This window comes from Actinoallomurus soli, assembly GCF_024055715.1.
Lineage (GTDB): Bacteria > Actinomycetota > Actinomycetes > Streptosporangiales > Streptosporangiaceae > Actinoallomurus > Actinoallomurus soli.
Map to the genome: position 1 here is coordinate 19,463 of NZ_JAMXMV010000006.1, position 13,665 is coordinate 33,127.

Below are 13,665 nucleotides of genomic sequence, written 5' to 3' on the forward strand. Positions count from 1 at the left end.
GAACGCGGAATCGCGAGACCCCGTACGCGAAACGCCCCGGAGACCGCTGCTCGCGGTCACCGGGGCGCCGTGTCGAAGACGTCAGGCCTGAACGACGATGGTCGAGCACACCTTGTCGGCGAACGTCTGGCTCTTGTCGTCCCAGAGCGGCCAGAGGTAGCCGATGTAGCAGGCGGCACCGTCCAGGAAGTGGGCGAGACGGCGCACGAACGCCATGCCGAACCCGATCGGCTGCCCGGTGGTCTCGCCGATGAGTTTGATTCCGAGGGCCTTCTTGCCGGGCGTCTGACCGGTGGTCCCCTCCTGGTGGCACAGCCACAGGCCGGCGCCGAAGCCGACGAGCAGCCCGAGGAGGATGAGGATGGCGCCACCGCTCCCGCCGATCGCTCCCCCGATGGCGTAGAGCAGGCCGTACGGCACACCGACGATCAGCCCGTCGACGAGCGTGGCGCCGACCCGCGAGATCCAGCTGGCGTACTGGCCCTGGTTGTACCCGGCGCCGTAGCCCTGCTGCCCGTACCCCTGACCGTACGCCGCGGGCTGCTGGCCGTACCCCTGGCCGTAGTCCTGCTGGCCGTATCCGGGCTGCTGACCGTACCCCTGCTGCTGGCCGTAGTCCTGCCCGTACCCGGGCTGCTGGCCATAGCCCGGCTGCTGCTGGCCATATCCGGGCTGCTGGCCGTAACCCGGCTGCTGCTGACCGTAGCCCGGCTGCTGCTGCCCGTATCCGGGCTGCTGGCCGTAACCCGGCTGCTGCCCGTACCCGGGCTGCTGGCCATAGCCCGGCTGCTGCTGACCGTAACCCGGCTGCTGACCGTACCCGGGTTGCTGCTGACCCTGGCCGTACGGGTCGTAGGGGGTGCTCACGCTCTTACTCCTTCATCGAATGACGCCCGTCTGCCAAGTCGGGCTCGCTGTCGCCGTGACGAGATAGGGAATTCACCACTGCAGGAGCCCGAACCGGGCAAGCTGCCATAGCCAGGACAGGACAACCACGACGCCGAGCAGCGCGGTTCGGGCGCGCGGCTCGATCGCCCACCACCGGCGCCCGATCCCCAGGGGCGCCACGGCCAGACCGAGCGCTCCCGCGAGAGCGAAGGGGTTCGCGAGGATGGCTCTGACCGGGTGGGCGGCTCCCAGCTCCATGAAGACGGTGGTACCGCCGCAGAGAGGGCAGGGAACCCCGGTGAATCGCCGAAGCGGACACAGTATGCCGGGATCGTGGGCACGGTGCACGAGCGCCGCGAGTACGGCCGCGACGGCCATGCTCCCCGTGCGGATCGCCACACCCCGTACCCCGTCCCCTGCGGCGGCGGTGAAGGAGGCGAGAAGCCGCGCCGGCGCGGTCGGCGCACCAGGGGTGACCCTCGTCCCCCGTGCGACGTCCAAACTCCGCCCTCCAACCCCGTGCCGTTGTACGCCTGTGCGACCTATATCGCAGCAAGGCGGGCAACGGTCAAGTCAGAATGCGGCACAGAGCTCAGAACGTGATCGCACGGAGACCTTCCCGTGCGGACCTCACGCCCGGGCGAGCCTCTGCCCGGGTACGGACCTCAGCCCCGGGCGGCGCCCACGACGACCGGAGGGATCGCCTCCGCGCCCTCCGCGATGACGTCCACCACGATCACGGTGATGTTGTCCGGTCCGCCGGCCTGGTTGGCCAGGTCGATGAGCGTGCCGACGACCGCTTCGGGCTCCGGCCGGCTCGTCAGGACCTGGTGCAGCGTCTCGGCGCCGACCGGGCCGCTCAGGCCGTCGGAGCACAGCAGGTAGCGGTCGCCCGGCAGGGCCTCGCGCAGAGACATGTCCGGCTTGCGGTCCGGCTTGCCGTCGAGGACCCGGACGAGGCGGTTCGCCAGGTGGGGCGCCGCGCCGTCCTCGCCGGTGAGCATCTTCTCCAGCGTGTGGTCCTCGGTGATCTGGTAGAGGATGCTGTCCCGCAGCATGTACGCGCGGGAGTCCCCGATGTGCGCGAGGGCGAGCTGGGTGCCGGACCACAGCATGGCCGTGCAGGTGGTGCCCATGGACTGCAGCACGGGCTCCTGCTCGACCCGCTGTGCGATCGCCTGGTTGGCGGCCAGCACGGCACGTTCGAGAGTCTCCACGAGCGCGGGCTGCGGGACCTCGGCGTCGGTCGGCGCGAGGGTCTGGACGGCGAGGGAGCTTGCGATCTCCCCGCCGACGTGACCCCCCATTCCGTCGGCGACAGCGAGCAGCCATGGGCCCGCATACGCCGAGTCTTCGTTGTTCTCGCGGGTACGGCCGACGTCCGACCCCGCGGCGTAGCGAATGGCGACTCTCATGTGAATTCCGATGACGTCCTCGGCGATGCGGTTCACTCAGCCGACTACTGAGGTTCATCAAGATATTCGACCGGCGCGCCTTACGCCTCCTGGATCTCACGCGAATGCTCGCGAGTCACCGATCGGCGAGGCCGTGACGGACGGCGTACAGGGCCGCCTGGGTGCGATCCTGCAGCCCTAGCTTAAGCAGGATGTTCGAAACGTGCGTCTTGACCGTCTTCTCGGAAACAACGAGCGCCCGGGCGATCTCCCGGTTGGACCGGCCCCGGGCGATCTGGACGAGGACCTCGCGTTCGCGCTCGGTGAGCGCGCCGGCGCTCGGGTCCGCCCGCTCGGGGGCCAGCATCGCCTCGGTCGCCTCCGGCGCGAAGAGCATGTGCCCGTCGTGGACCGCGCGGATCGCCTGCACCAGGGCGTGCGGGTCGACGTCCTTGTAGAGGTACCCGGAGGCGCCGGCGCGGACCGCCGGCAGGACGTGCTCCCGCTCGCCGACGCTGGTGAGCACGATGACGCGGGACTCGATGCCGCGCGCCCGGAGCTCGCGCAGCGCGGTCGTCCCGTCGACGCCGGGCATCTTCAGGTCGAGGAGGAGGACGTCGGGCCGCAGCGCCTCCGCGCGCGCGACCGCCTCGGCCCCGTCGGCCGCCTCGCCGACGACCTCGATGTCCTCCTGGACGCCGAGGAACGTGCGCAGGCCCTGGCGCACGACCGGATGGTCGTCGGCGATCAGCACGCGGATCACGCGGGCACCTCCAGGCGTACGACCGTGCCGGCGGGGGACGAGTCGACGGTCAGGCACCCGCCGATCGACTCGGCGCGTTCGCGCATGGACGCCAGCCCGAGACCATCGCGCGCGCCGGCCCCGGTGTCGAAGCCGGTCCCGTCGTCGCGGACCTCCAGCACTCCGGCCGTGAGCCGCACCGTCACCTCCGAAGGGTCACCGTGGCGCAGGGCGTTGTAGAGGGCCTCCTGGGCGACGCGGTACGCCACCTCCTCGGCCTCGGGCGGCAGCGCGACGTCCTCGCCCTCGAAGCGCACGCGCGGCCGGCGGCCGCGTCCCGAGCCCCAGGCGCGGTCCAGGACCCGCACGTGCTTACGCAGCGACGCCGCCAGGCCGTCGCCCTCCAGTTCGGCGGGCCGCAGCTCGAAGATGACCTCACGCAGCTCCGCGAGGGCCTCCTTGGCGAGCGTCTGGACCCGTTCGAGCTCGACACGCGGGTCCGCCGCCGACAGGGCCGCAGCGGCGGTCAGGCGAAGGGAGAAGAGCTTCTGCGCCACCGCGTCGTGCAACTCGCGCGCCAGCCGGGCGCGCTCCTCGATCACCGTGAGCTCGCGGTTGCGCTCGTACAGCCGTGCGTTGGTCATCGCGATCGCGGCGTGCGCCGCGAAGAGGGTGAGCAGCTCCTCGTCGGCGGCGGTGAAGCCACCCGGCGTGCGCCGGTTGGCGAGGAAGATGATGCCGAGGGTCTCGGTTCCGTCCTTGATCGGGACACCGAGGAAGTCCTTGAGGACCGGGTGCGCGGCCGGCCAGCCCTCGAACGCCGGGGCCCTGCGCACGTCCGGCAGCCGCTGCGCGCGGTCGTCGCGGAGCATCAGCGCGAGCAGCCCGTGCTGCCGGGGCAGCGGCCCGATCCGCTCCCACTGCTCGTCCGAGACGCCCTCGACGACGAACTCGGCGAACGACCCCTCGTCGTCGGGCACGCCGAGCGCGGCGTAGCGGGCGTCGAGGAGCTGGGCCGCGGCGCGGACGATCACCTGCAGGACCTCGTGCACGGACAGGTGCCGCGTGACCGCGAGCACCGCCGTGCTGACGGCGTGCAGCGTGGCGTCCCGATCGGTGTCCACGGCTCAGACCGTACCGCCGCGAAAAGCTCGCGGGATCCCGCCGTAACGCCGCAGGACCGCGGTCGTACCGCCGCGGGGTTCCCGCCCGGGCCGGGCGGGAACCGCACGGAAGGACGTCAGGTGCCGGTCTGCATCCGGACGATCGTGCCGAGGATTCCGAGGACCAGTGAGACGATGCCGCCGATCCAGGCGACCTTCGCGATCGTGTCGGGGCGTCCCTGCGCGCGGAACTGATTCTGAGCGACGAAACCGAGCACGATCGCCGCGATAGGGCAGCAGAACCAGCAGACGATGCCGACGATCGACAGCACCTGAGGAGTGCTCGACTGCGGCTGTGCCGGCTGTCCATAGCCGCCGCCGTAACCGGGCGGCGGAGGTGGCGCGGACGGCGGGCCGTCGCCGTAGCCGGGCGGCCCCTGAGGCGGGTATCCCACGGTTCCTCCAGTCAGATGATGCCGAAGCGGGCCAGCTGCCAGACCTCGGAAACGATCAGAGGTGCGACGATAACGACGATCGGGATGATCTGTCGCGTCCTGCGGGACGATCGTTGCCAGAGCGTGCCCAACCGGGAACGTCGCGCGATCGGAACGACCACGAACCCGGCGCATACCGCGACCGCCAACGGCGATGCGGCCAAGGCGCCGAGGAGATCGGCATGACCGAGATGGACCGCCGCCGTCGTGAACCCGCACAGCGGACAGGGGACGCCGGTGTACTGACGCAGAATGCACAGGGTCGGCGGGCGCGGGATGCGCAGCGCGGCCAAGCCGACGACGACCGCGACGAGGAACGCCACCCGCGCGGGCACCCCCCAGGGCCGCCCCATCACCATCCGCCCGTATCGCACAGGACAAGTGTGCCCGAAGGACCTACGACCATCCGCCGGGTCGACCCAGGTCCCTCGGCCGATGTCGGTCACGCGCCGCCTGCCTAGTGTCGAGGTCATGAAGGCACTGATCACCGGGGCGTCCCGCGGGCTCGGCCTGGCACTGGCCCGCGCGCTCGCCCAGGACGGCTGGACCCTGATCCTCGACGCCCGGGGAGCGGCCGACCTGGAGAAGGCCGCCGCCGACCTGGCCGCCGCGGGGGCGGACGTCACCGCGGTCCCCGGCGACGTCGCCGACCCGGCCCACCGGGACGCGCTCGTACGGGCGTCGGGCGGGCTCGACCTGCTCGTCAACAACGCGAGCACGCTCGGCGCGACGCCGCTGCCCCACCTGGCCGACCATCCGTTGCCCGACCTGGAGCGCGCGTTCGCGATCAACGTGCTCGCGCCGCTCGCACTCGTCCAGGGCGTGCTGCCCGCCCTCCGCGCGCGCCGTGGCGCGATCGTCAACGTCACCTCCGACGCCGCGCGGGAGGCGTACGAGGGCTGGGGCGGGTACGGCGCGACGAAGGCCGCCCTCGACCAGCTGTCCGGCGTCCTGGCCGTGGAGGAGCCCGAGATCGCCGTGTGGTGGGTCGACCCCGGCGAGATGCGCACGCGGATGCTCGCCGACGCGGGAGAGGACGCCGACGCCGCGCCCCTCCCCGAGGACGTCGCCGTCCCCGCGCTGCGCAGGCTGATCGCCGAACGCCCCGCGAGCGGCCGGTACGCGGTGGGCGACCTGTGAGCGCGCCGGCCGGGACGGCGGAGGCGGCCTCGGGCGCGTCGCGTCCCGGGCTGCTGACCGGCCCGTACCGCACGACCACGATCGGCATCCTGGTCGTCGTCACGCTGCTGGCGTTCGAGCAGATGGCGGTCGGCACGACCATGCCGGTGGCGGCGCGCGACCTGGGCGGCCTGTCGATGTACGCGTGGGGCTTCAGCGCGGTGTTCATCAGCGGGCTGGTCGGCAACGTGCTGGCGGGCGGCTGGGCGGACGCGCGCGGCCCCGCCCTGCCCCTGCTCACCGGCCTGGCGATCTTCGTGGCCGGACTGGTCGTCGTGGGGACCGCCCCGGCGATGGCGTGGTTCGTGGCGGGCCGCGCGGTCCAGGGCCTCGGCTCCGGCCTGGCGAGCGTCCCGCTGTACGTGATCGTGGCGGCCGTGTACCCGGAGGCGTCCCGGCCGAGGGTGTTCGCCGCGATGTCGGCCGCCTGGGTCGTGCCGTCGCTGGTCGGGCCGTCCGTCGGCGGGTTCGTCGCCCAGCACCTCGGCTGGCGCTGGGTCTTCCTCGGCCTGGTCCCCCTGGTCGTGCCCGCCGCGGCCATGCTGGCCCCCGCGCTGCGCGGCTCGCGGACGCGCGGCGCGCTCCCCCGCGGCCGTACGCTCGCCGCCGTCGCGCTCGCGGTCGGCGCCGCGCTCGTGTTGTGGGGCATCGATCACCGGTCGCCGCTCGGGCTGCCCGGCCTGGCGGGCCTCGCGTACGGGCTGCGGGTGCTGCTGCCGCGCGGAACGCTCCGCCTCGGCCGGGGGCTGCCGACCGCCATCGCCATGCGCGGCCTGCTCATGGGCGCGATGTCCGGCACCGAGGCGTTCATCCCGCTCGCGCTGATCACGCGGCACGGCTTCAGCCCGACGGCCGCCGGCGTCGTGCTCACCGTGGGCGCCCTGGGCTGGAGCGGCGGCTCGTGGTTCCAGGGGCGGTTCACGGGCGGCTCGCGAGCGCGGTTCGCGGTGCTGGGCGCCGCCCTCCTGACCACCGGGGTCGCCGGAATCGCCGTGGCCCTGTACACCTCCGGCTGGGCCGCCGTCCCCGCCTGGATCGTCGCCGGCCTCGGGATGGGCATGGCCTTCCCGACCCTCAGCGTCACCGTGCTCGCCCTGTCCGCGCCGTCCGAACAGGGCGCCAACTCCTCGGCGCTGCAGATCGCCGACACCCTCGGCTCGTCTCTCGGCGTCGGCGTGGCCGGCGCACTGGTCAACGCCGCGGGCCTGGGCGCCGGGCTCGCCTGGACCCTCGCCATCGTCCTCGTCGCGGCCGCGGCCGCGCATCGTGTGGAGGCCCCCCGTGCTCGACTTCGCCCTTCCCCCCGCCCTTGAGGCGCACGAACCCCCTCCGCGCCGCGACGGCGTCCGCCTGCTCGCGGCCACGCGGAACGGCGTCACGCACCACGCGTTCACCGACCTGCCGGACCTGCTGCGGCCCGGCGACCTGCTCGTCGTGAACACCTCGGCCACCCTGCCCGCCGCCGTACGCCTCGACCGCCTGTCCGTCCACTTCTCCGGTCCCGTCCCGTCGGAGCCGGACTGCTGGCTCGTCGAGTTGCGGCGGCGGACCGGGAGGGCGTCCGAGCCGTACGCGGGAGGGTGCCCGGGCGAGTGGTTCCCGCTGCCCGGCGGCGCGACGCTGACCCTCGTCGACCGGTACACGCCCCGCCTCTGGCGGGCACGCCTCGACACCGACGTCGAGCCGTACCTGCGACGCCGCGGCGTGCCGATCCGGTACGGCTACGTCCCCCGCGATCAGCCGGCGGCGGCGTACCAGACCGTCTTCGCGGAGGCGGTGGCCCGGGAGGACGGCTCCGGCAGCGCCGAGATGCCGAGCGCGGGGCGTCCCTTCACCGCCGACCTGGTGACCCGGCTCGTCGCGCGCGGCGTGCTGATCGCGCCGCTGACCCTGCACACCGGGGTGGCGTCGCCGGAGAAGGACGAGCCGCCCTACCCGGAGCGGTACGAGGTCCCGGCCGCGACGGCCGCTTTGGTCAACCACGTCAGGTGGGAGGGCGGGCGGGTGATCGCCGTGGGCACGACCGTCGTACGCGCGCTGGAGAGCGCCGTCAACGACAAGCGGTTCGTCCGGGCCGCCGCCGGCTGGACCTCCCACGTCGTCACCCCGGAAGAGGGCGTACGGGTGGTGGACGGGCTGCTCACCGGACTCCACGAGCCGCGCTCCTCGCACCTGCGGATGCTGACCGCGATCGCCGGCGAGGACCTGCTCGAACGCGTCTACACCGAGGCCCTGGCGCATGCTTACCGCTGGCACGAGTTCGGCGACGTGAACCTGCTCCTGCCCCATTGACGGCACCCACGGCGGCCCCTGGCCGGTTGGTCGTGCTGCTCATGGCCGGGGGTGGCCGTACTTGGACCACCACGCCCCCTTCCCAGGCATTCTTTGCTCTGCTCACCCTCGGTGAGCAGAGCAAAGGTCCTGCGGAAAGCACAGGGGCCTGGACGACCGCCACCGGGCGGCCGACGGAACACACCGGCCTGAAGCCGCTCACTCCAGCTGTTTCCAGCCCTGGCGTTCGCCGCCGACCTGCAAGGCGAGGCACAGACCGACGAGTACCGCGAACGTGAACACGAGGTCCCGCCTGGAGTAGCCGACGATGGTCCACTCGAAGCCGAGTTCTGCCGTGCAGAGCAGCACGTACCCGTAAAAACCCCACTTCTTCCCCCGACACAGCGCGAGGAGACACACGACACCAATAACGTCGAACGCTAGCGCCGCGACGTCTATCCACCCGCTATGAAGCAAGGTCTTCCCGGTCCACAGGAGCATCATCACGACGTCATAGGCGACCCAGACGATGCTGAAAGTTAGCAACGCCCCCAGATACACCACGAGGAATCCATGGGGAGGTTTCCGCTGATTCACGCGCAGAATGGTCCCACGGCGTACCGTGCGCTCCGGTGGGGTCTGTAGGGGAAGGCCGACGCTGACGGGTCTCAAGCGGGATAGGCGACGCGACGAAGAGCGCGCTAGCGGGACGTCTCAACGCTCGCCCTGGCGCTTCCGCCCCCAGGTCAGGGCCTCCAGGCGCGCCGCGCGCGTACTGAGTTTCCCATTGGGCCGCTAACGGCCGGTCAGACGCGAATTCTTGCGCCCCGTTCCCCTGCCACTTCCCGGACCTGCTCCGCGTCCGGGGAGTAAAGCCACTCATCGGCCGTTGCGGCGTCGTACGCGTCAATCACCGCCAGCCAGCCCGAATTCGTGATCCGCATCCGATGGCCGCAGGAACCTTGCCGTCAGTGGCGACCGGACAGAACGGCTCAGATGAGACCGAGCCTGGTGCACCGCGACGGCAAGGTGGCCTCAGCGACGGCGAAGCGGCGGGGCGCGTCACCACAGGGCGCGGTGCCGTCCGCGGTACGCCGGACGGCGGCGGCCGATCGTGAGCGCCGCTAGCACCGTGCCCAGCGCCGTGATGCCGGTGACGATCGCCGCAGCACTGAGCACGATCATTCGCCGGCCCCCTTCACGTCCCCTTCCGAGAGCCGGCGGCGCGCCGCCCACACGTGGTCCTGCCGCACCGTCTCGCGGACGCACGCGGCCTCCGTCGGGCCGTACGCGTCGCAGTCCAGCGCCCCCGCGTCCTCCGGCCGGACCAGTCGCGCATGCCAATAGGTCCCGTCTTCGCTCTGTTCGGGTCGCGTCCACCGCGGGGACACAGTGGCCGTACGCTCGTTGCCCATCGGATCGGCCTCCTAGCCAGGTTGATCCGTAGCCCCGCCCGGCCGGTCCCACGGTTGAGCGGGGCGTTCTGTTTCTGGACCTCCAAGCTTAGGCAACCTACGCACGTTACGCAGCCTAAGCAAGCTAAGAAGCATACGCATGCTGGGCATAAGTTCGGATCATGGTCGAGCTGGACGGCGACGCCCCGCTACGCACGCAACTCGCGGATTTGATAGCGGCGCGCATCGCGGACGGGACTTACCCGCCCAAGACGGCCATTCCATCCGGGGCCGAACTCGCGGCAGAGTGCGACGTATCCCCACGAACAGCAACGGAAGCGGTGAAGATCCTCAAGGCGCGCGGCCTGGTCCGAGGCGTCCCCGGGAAAGCCGTGATCGTTAAGGCTGACGCTCTGGAAACCCTCGCGGCGGAAACCGGCGACGCCCCACGCGCCGCGAACTGACACAGGACCTGGCCCCATAGATCACCGCATGCGTGGTCCCGTACTCCGGGAGCACGCGTACGCTCATGCAGCCGCCTGCCGCAGCGGACGTGTCCGGAAACGATGTGACCTGCGGAAACGCGAGGTGGGCGGGAGCGGTCCGGACGGCGAAGCCTCGTCGAACCCTCGGTGTCCGGATCGTGGACCGGTCAGCGGCGCACGATGAGCGCCAAGTACCGTGGTGAACAGCATGAATGCCAAGACGCGCACGTTGCTGATCACGCTGACCGGCCGTGACCGCCCCGGAGTCACGTCCCGCCTGTTCAGCGCACTCGCCGCCTTTCCCGTCACCGTCTCCGACGTCGAGCAGGTCGTGATCCGCGGCCGTCTGGTGCTCGGCGTGCTCGTCTCGTACGGTGCCGACACCGACATCGGCCGGGTCTGGGCCGCCGCCGAGAAGATCGCCGCCGACCTGGGCATGGAGATCGAGCTGGCCACCGGCACCGGGAACGGCGACCCGCGCCGCCGCCGGGGCCGGCTGCACGTCACGATCCTCGGCAACCCGCTGACGCCCGCCGCGCTGGCCGGGATGGCGGGGCGCGTGGCGGCGCACGGCGCCAACATCGACCGCATCGAGCGGCTCGCCCACGACCCGGTGACCTGCATCGAGATGGACGTCTCCGGCGCCGACCCCGACGGCCTGCGCGCCGCGCTCGCCGCCGAGGCGGCCGAGCAGCACGTCGACGTGGCCGTCCAGCGCGGCGGCCTCGCCCGGCGGGCGAAGCGGCTGATCGTGATGGACGTCGACTCGACCCTCATCCAGGGCGAGGTCATCGAGTTCATCGCCGCGCACGCCGGGCTGGAGGCCAAGGTCGCTGAGATCACCGAGGCGGCGATGCGCGGTGAGCTCGACTTCGAGGGCGCGCTGCGGGAGCGGGTTGCGATGCTCGCCGGGCTCGACGAGAGCGTCCTGGCGGAGGTGCGCGACCGGATCGAGTTCTCGCCGGGCGTCCGTACCCTCGTGCGGACGCTGAAGCGCCTCGACTACAAGTTCGCGATCGTCAGCGGCGGGTTCACGCAGATCACCGACGCGCTCGCCGCGGACCTCGGCATCGACTACACCGCCGCCAATGTCCTCGAGGTCGAGAACGGCAAGCTCACCGGCAGCCTCGTCGGCCCCATCGTCGACCGGGCGGGCAAGGCGGAGGCGCTGCGCCGGTTCGCGGCCGACGCCGGCGTGCCGATCAGCCAGACCGTCGCGATCGGGGACGGCGCGAACGACCTCGACATGCTCGCCGCCGCCGGGCTCGGCATCGCCTACAACGCCAAGCCCGTCGTACGCGAGGCGGCCGACACGGCCCTCAACGTGCCCTACATGGACAGCATCGCCTTCCTGCTGGGCATCTCCCGCGAGGAGATCGACGCCGCCGACGCCGAGGACGCCGGTCTGCTCTGAGGCCTCGGGCCCCGGGTCACGGGGTCGCGTCGGTCAGGACGGTCCGGCGGAGGCGTTCGGCGTCGGACGCGAGTCCGCGCAGCGCGTGCCGGGCGGCCGCGACCTGGACGAGTGAGCGGCGCAGCGTCGTGACCGCGTCCGTGCCCACGCCGTCGTCCAGTTCGGCGCGGCGGCGGCGCGTCAGCCCGGCCAGGTGCCGGTCGAACTCCTCCAGCAGGTCGTCCAGGCGCAGCTCGGCGGCCTCGCCGTCGGCGGACAGGAGGGCGTCCGCGCTCTCCTCGAGCTGGTCGGCGACCCGTTCGAGGATGGCGGGCAGCGGGCCGGCGTCCGTCCGGTCCTCCCACAGCGCGCCGACGGCCTGCACGTCGTCGCGCAGCCGCCGTGCGATCGACGTCGCGTCGAGCAACCGCCGTACGAGGTCATCGGGGGGCGCCGGTTCCTGCCCGAGCCGGGTCGCCGACTCCTCGACGTCGGCGGCCGCGGCGGCGGCCTCCTCCATCCGCCTGCGGATCGACGCCTCGGCCTCGCCGTCGAAGCGCGCCGCGACCGCCCGTGCCAGCGCGGCATGCGTCCGCATCAGGCGGGCCAGTCGTCCGGGCAGGAGGCCGATCGTGCCGGCCGGCCAGAGCACACGGGCCGCGGCCAGCGCGAACAGCCCGCCGGCGGCGGTGAGGCCGATCCGCCACGCGGCGGCGTGCCAGCTCAGCGGGGCGGAGTAGTCGATCAGCAGCATGATCATCGGGGTGGCGACGGCCATCCAGTGCGCAAAGTTGACCGGGCGCACCGTGAACCCCAGGGCCGCTCCGACGAAGACGAGCGCGATGAGGGTGCCCTGCTGCGGGACGAGGGCGAGCGCCAGCGCGGCGACGGTCGCGCCGATCGCCGTGCCGCCGATCCGCTTCACGACCCGCGTCACCGTGTCGCCGTACGAGTCGCGCAGGCTGGCGACGACCGTGATCGTCAGCCAGTGGCCGTGCGGGAGCCGCAGCCAGGTCGAGAGGGCCATGGCGACGGCGATCGCCACTCCCATGCGGGTCGAGTGCCGGAAGCCGGGCGAGCGGGTGCGGATGCCCTCGACGAAGCGGCTCCAGCCGCCCGTCGGGCGTTCGGGGAGCCGCGGTGAGTCGATCCCGATCTTCAGGCCGGGAGCGATGATCTCGCGGGCGCCGTCGACGGTCGCGGCCATCCGGGAGATCGACTGCCGGACCTGGACGATGAGCGCCGTCCGTACCAGGTCGTCCGCGAGCCAGGCCTGACGGACGTCCTCGCTGACCCGGGCGAACCGGTGGAGGGCGACCGGCTGGTCCGCGCCCAGCGGGGTGCCGCCGCCCGCCTCGATCCCGCCGACGACCAGCCGCAGCCGGGCCGCCATCGCGGCCACGGCGACCCGGCGCTCGCGCTCCCACTCCTCGGGCGGCGACGCCTGCCGCGCCGCGTCGAGGAGCGAGCGCAGGGCGACGGCCTCGTCCATGACGCGGTTGAACGCCTCGATCAGCCGCCTCGGGCGCTGCTCGTCGTCCCGGCCGCCCGACAGGTACAGCCCGTAGGTCGTCCGGGCCTTGTTGATGTCGTCGTACGCCTGGCGCCGCCGCCGCTCCCACTCGTCGGTCCGTGGTTCCGGCTCGGCCAGGAGGTCCAGCGCGAACGCCACCGATCCGCCCGCCTCCGCGAGTGCCGTCCGCAACGGCTGCAGGCGCCGGGTGAGCAGGGGGACGACCATGAGCAGGGAGACGTACAGCCCGCCGATCATCTCCAGGAACCCGTCGAAGAACACGGGACTGCCCGCCGGCCGTACCGTCGCGGCGATCATGACCAGGGTCGCCGTCACGCCCAGCCACGGAACGGCCGCCGCCACCGCCGCGACGACGGGTACGACGGCCACCGCGAGCGTGGGGTGGCCGGCCAGCAGGCCGCCGAGCATCGAGAACCCCGTCACGACCAGGACCGCCGCGAGCAGCGCACGCGCGCGGGCGCCGTACGGGCCCTGGGGCGTGGTGTTGACCACGAAGAAGGCGCCGAGGGCCGCGACACCGCCCTGGGCCGGATGCCCGGTCACCGTGCCGATCACCAGGGGGGTGGCGATGCCGACGGACGCCACGGCCCCGTACATCGGCGACGCGCGCCCCTCGGACTCCGCGTACGTCTCCCGCAGCCAGGCAAGCGACGACCGCAAAATGTACCCCTTCGTCCGGAACCTCCCGCCGTAAGCGTACGAAAGGCCCGGTAATCGGGGTCGCGGCGAGGAGGAAGCCCGGTCGAACGGGGACGGACCGCCCGCCGATCCGGGGCTTCACCGAGCGT

The 13,665-nt window shown here is 72.4% G+C and carries 16 protein-coding genes; 5 read left to right on the forward strand and 11 right to left on the reverse strand.

Features of this window, described 5'->3' with window-relative positions; translation table 11 throughout:
• Nucleotides 1–81: 81 nt before the first annotated feature.
• The 7 genes from NDW01_RS43835 to NDW01_RS16575 all read right to left on the reverse strand — a co-directional run bounded on the left by NDW01_RS43835 (nt 82) and on the right by NDW01_RS16575 (nt 4,944).
• The gene (locus tag NDW01_RS43835) at nt 82–867 is read right to left on the reverse strand and encodes an RDD family protein (protein ID WP_252821519.1); all 786 of its coding nucleotides are present in this window, start codon (nt 865–867) and stop codon (nt 82–84) included.
• Between the two features lie 72 nt (nt 868–939).
• The gene (locus tag NDW01_RS42955; protein WP_256512267.1) at nt 940–1,266 is read right to left on the reverse strand and encodes a DUF2752 domain-containing protein; all 327 of its coding nucleotides are present in this window, start codon (nt 1,264–1,266) and stop codon (nt 940–942) included.
• Nucleotides 1,267–1,553: 287 nt separating this feature from the next.
• Nucleotides 1,554–2,303 carry a PP2C family protein-serine/threonine phosphatase gene (locus NDW01_RS16555; protein WP_252821520.1) on the reverse strand — a complete coding sequence of 250 codons (750 nt, stop codon included), beginning with the start codon at nt 2,301–2,303 and terminating at the stop codon, nt 1,554–1,556.
• A 115-nt stretch (nt 2,304–2,418) separates the two neighbouring features.
• Nucleotides 2,419–3,045 (reverse strand): response regulator transcription factor, encoded by a 627-nt coding sequence (locus NDW01_RS16560; protein ID WP_308211718.1) that lies wholly within the window; start codon nt 3,043–3,045, stop codon nt 2,419–2,421.
• On the reverse strand, nt 3,042–4,148 hold the full coding sequence (locus NDW01_RS16565) for a GAF domain-containing sensor histidine kinase (RefSeq protein ID WP_252821522.1): 1,107 nt from the start codon (nt 4,146–4,148) through the stop codon (nt 3,042–3,044). Before NDW01_RS16565 ends, NDW01_RS16560 begins: the two co-directional genes overlap by 4 nt.
• A 116-nt stretch (nt 4,149–4,264) precedes the next feature.
• Nucleotides 4,265–4,582, reverse strand: a complete 318-nt coding sequence (locus NDW01_RS16570; protein ID WP_252781118.1) for a DUF4190 domain-containing protein — start codon at nt 4,580–4,582, stop codon at nt 4,265–4,267.
• 11 nt (nt 4,583–4,593) lie between these two features.
• Entirely contained in the window at nt 4,594–4,944 is a 351-nt protein-coding gene (locus tag NDW01_RS16575) for a DUF2752 domain-containing protein (protein WP_252821524.1), read from the reverse strand.
• A gap of 148 nt (nt 4,945–5,092) precedes the next feature.
• Here NDW01_RS16575 and NDW01_RS16580 point away from each other — a divergent pair, with 148 nt between their 5' ends.
• The 3 genes from NDW01_RS16580 to NDW01_RS16590 are packed head-to-tail and all read left to right on the forward strand — an operon-like array spanning nt 5,093 to nt 8,092.
• Entirely contained in the window at nt 5,093–5,761 is a 669-nt protein-coding gene (locus tag NDW01_RS16580) for an SDR family NAD(P)-dependent oxidoreductase (RefSeq protein WP_252821526.1), read from the forward strand.
• Nucleotides 5,758–7,113: an MFS transporter gene (locus tag NDW01_RS16585; protein WP_252821528.1), complete on the forward strand. Its 1,356-nt coding sequence runs from the start codon at nt 5,758–5,760 to the stop codon at nt 7,111–7,113. The genes NDW01_RS16580 and NDW01_RS16585 overlap by 4 nt, the downstream gene beginning before the upstream one ends.
• A complete protein-coding gene (locus NDW01_RS16590; protein WP_252821529.1) occupies nt 7,082–8,092 on the forward strand; it encodes an S-adenosylmethionine:tRNA ribosyltransferase-isomerase in 1,011 nt (336 codons plus the stop codon). The genes NDW01_RS16585 and NDW01_RS16590 overlap by 32 nt, the downstream gene beginning before the upstream one ends.
• Before the next feature lie 198 nt (nt 8,093–8,290).
• Here the strand turns inward: NDW01_RS16590 and NDW01_RS16595 are convergent, their stop codons facing one another.
• The 3 genes from NDW01_RS16595 to NDW01_RS16600 form a co-directional block, all read right to left on the reverse strand.
• Nucleotides 8,291–8,668: a hypothetical protein gene (locus NDW01_RS16595; RefSeq protein ID WP_252821530.1), complete on the reverse strand. Its 378-nt coding sequence runs from the start codon at nt 8,666–8,668 to the stop codon at nt 8,291–8,293.
• A gap of 465 nt (nt 8,669–9,133) precedes the next feature.
• Nucleotides 9,134–9,256 carry a hypothetical protein gene (locus NDW01_RS42960; protein ID WP_256512136.1) on the reverse strand — a complete coding sequence of 41 codons (123 nt, stop codon included), beginning with the start codon at nt 9,254–9,256 and terminating at the stop codon, nt 9,134–9,136.
• A complete protein-coding gene (locus tag NDW01_RS16600) occupies nt 9,253–9,486 on the reverse strand; it encodes a hypothetical protein (RefSeq protein ID WP_252821531.1) in 234 nt (77 codons plus the stop codon). The genes NDW01_RS42960 and NDW01_RS16600 overlap by 4 nt, the downstream gene beginning before the upstream one ends.
• Nucleotides 9,487–9,647: 161 nt before the next feature.
• Between NDW01_RS16600 and NDW01_RS16605 the strand changes: the two genes are divergently transcribed.
• Both NDW01_RS16605 and serB read left to right on the forward strand, forming a co-directional pair.
• Nucleotides 9,648–9,929: a winged helix-turn-helix domain-containing protein gene (locus tag NDW01_RS16605; protein WP_252781125.1), complete on the forward strand. Its 282-nt coding sequence runs from the start codon at nt 9,648–9,650 to the stop codon at nt 9,927–9,929.
• 229 nt (nt 9,930–10,158) lie between these two features.
• Nucleotides 10,159–11,364: a phosphoserine phosphatase SerB gene (gene serB, locus NDW01_RS16610; RefSeq protein ID WP_252821533.1), complete on the forward strand. Its 1,206-nt coding sequence runs from the start codon at nt 10,159–10,161 to the stop codon at nt 11,362–11,364.
• 16 nt (nt 11,365–11,380) lie between these two features.
• On the opposite strand, the gene NDW01_RS16615 is transcribed toward serB, so the two are convergent.
• The gene (locus NDW01_RS16615; protein WP_252821535.1) at nt 11,381–13,537 is read right to left on the reverse strand and encodes an FUSC family protein; all 2,157 of its coding nucleotides are present in this window, start codon (nt 13,535–13,537) and stop codon (nt 11,381–11,383) included.
• Nucleotides 13,538–13,665 lie beyond the last annotated feature (128 nt).

Coding starts and splice junctions, on each gene's coding strand:
- NDW01_RS42955 (WP_256512267.1), bottom strand. CDS start 1,266: ATGGCCGTCGCGGCCGTACTCGCGGCGCTCGTGCACCGTGCCCACGAT.
- NDW01_RS16555 (WP_252821520.1), bottom strand. CDS start 2,303: ATGAGAGTCGCCATTCGCTACGCCGCGGGGTCGGACGTCGGCCGTACC.
- NDW01_RS16580 (WP_252821526.1), top strand. CDS start 5,093: ATGAAGGCACTGATCACCGGGGCGTCCCGCGGGCTCGGCCTGGCACTG.
- NDW01_RS42960 (WP_256512136.1), bottom strand. CDS start 9,256: ATGATCGTGCTCAGTGCTGCGGCGATCGTCACCGGCATCACGGCGCTG.
- NDW01_RS16600 (WP_252821531.1), bottom strand. CDS start 9,486: ATGGGCAACGAGCGTACGGCCACTGTGTCCCCGCGGTGGACGCGACCC.
- NDW01_RS16605 (WP_252781125.1), top strand. CDS start 9,648: ATGGTCGAGCTGGACGGCGACGCCCCGCTACGCACGCAACTCGCGGAT.
- serB (WP_252821533.1), top strand. CDS start 10,159: ATGAATGCCAAGACGCGCACGTTGCTGATCACGCTGACCGGCCGTGAC.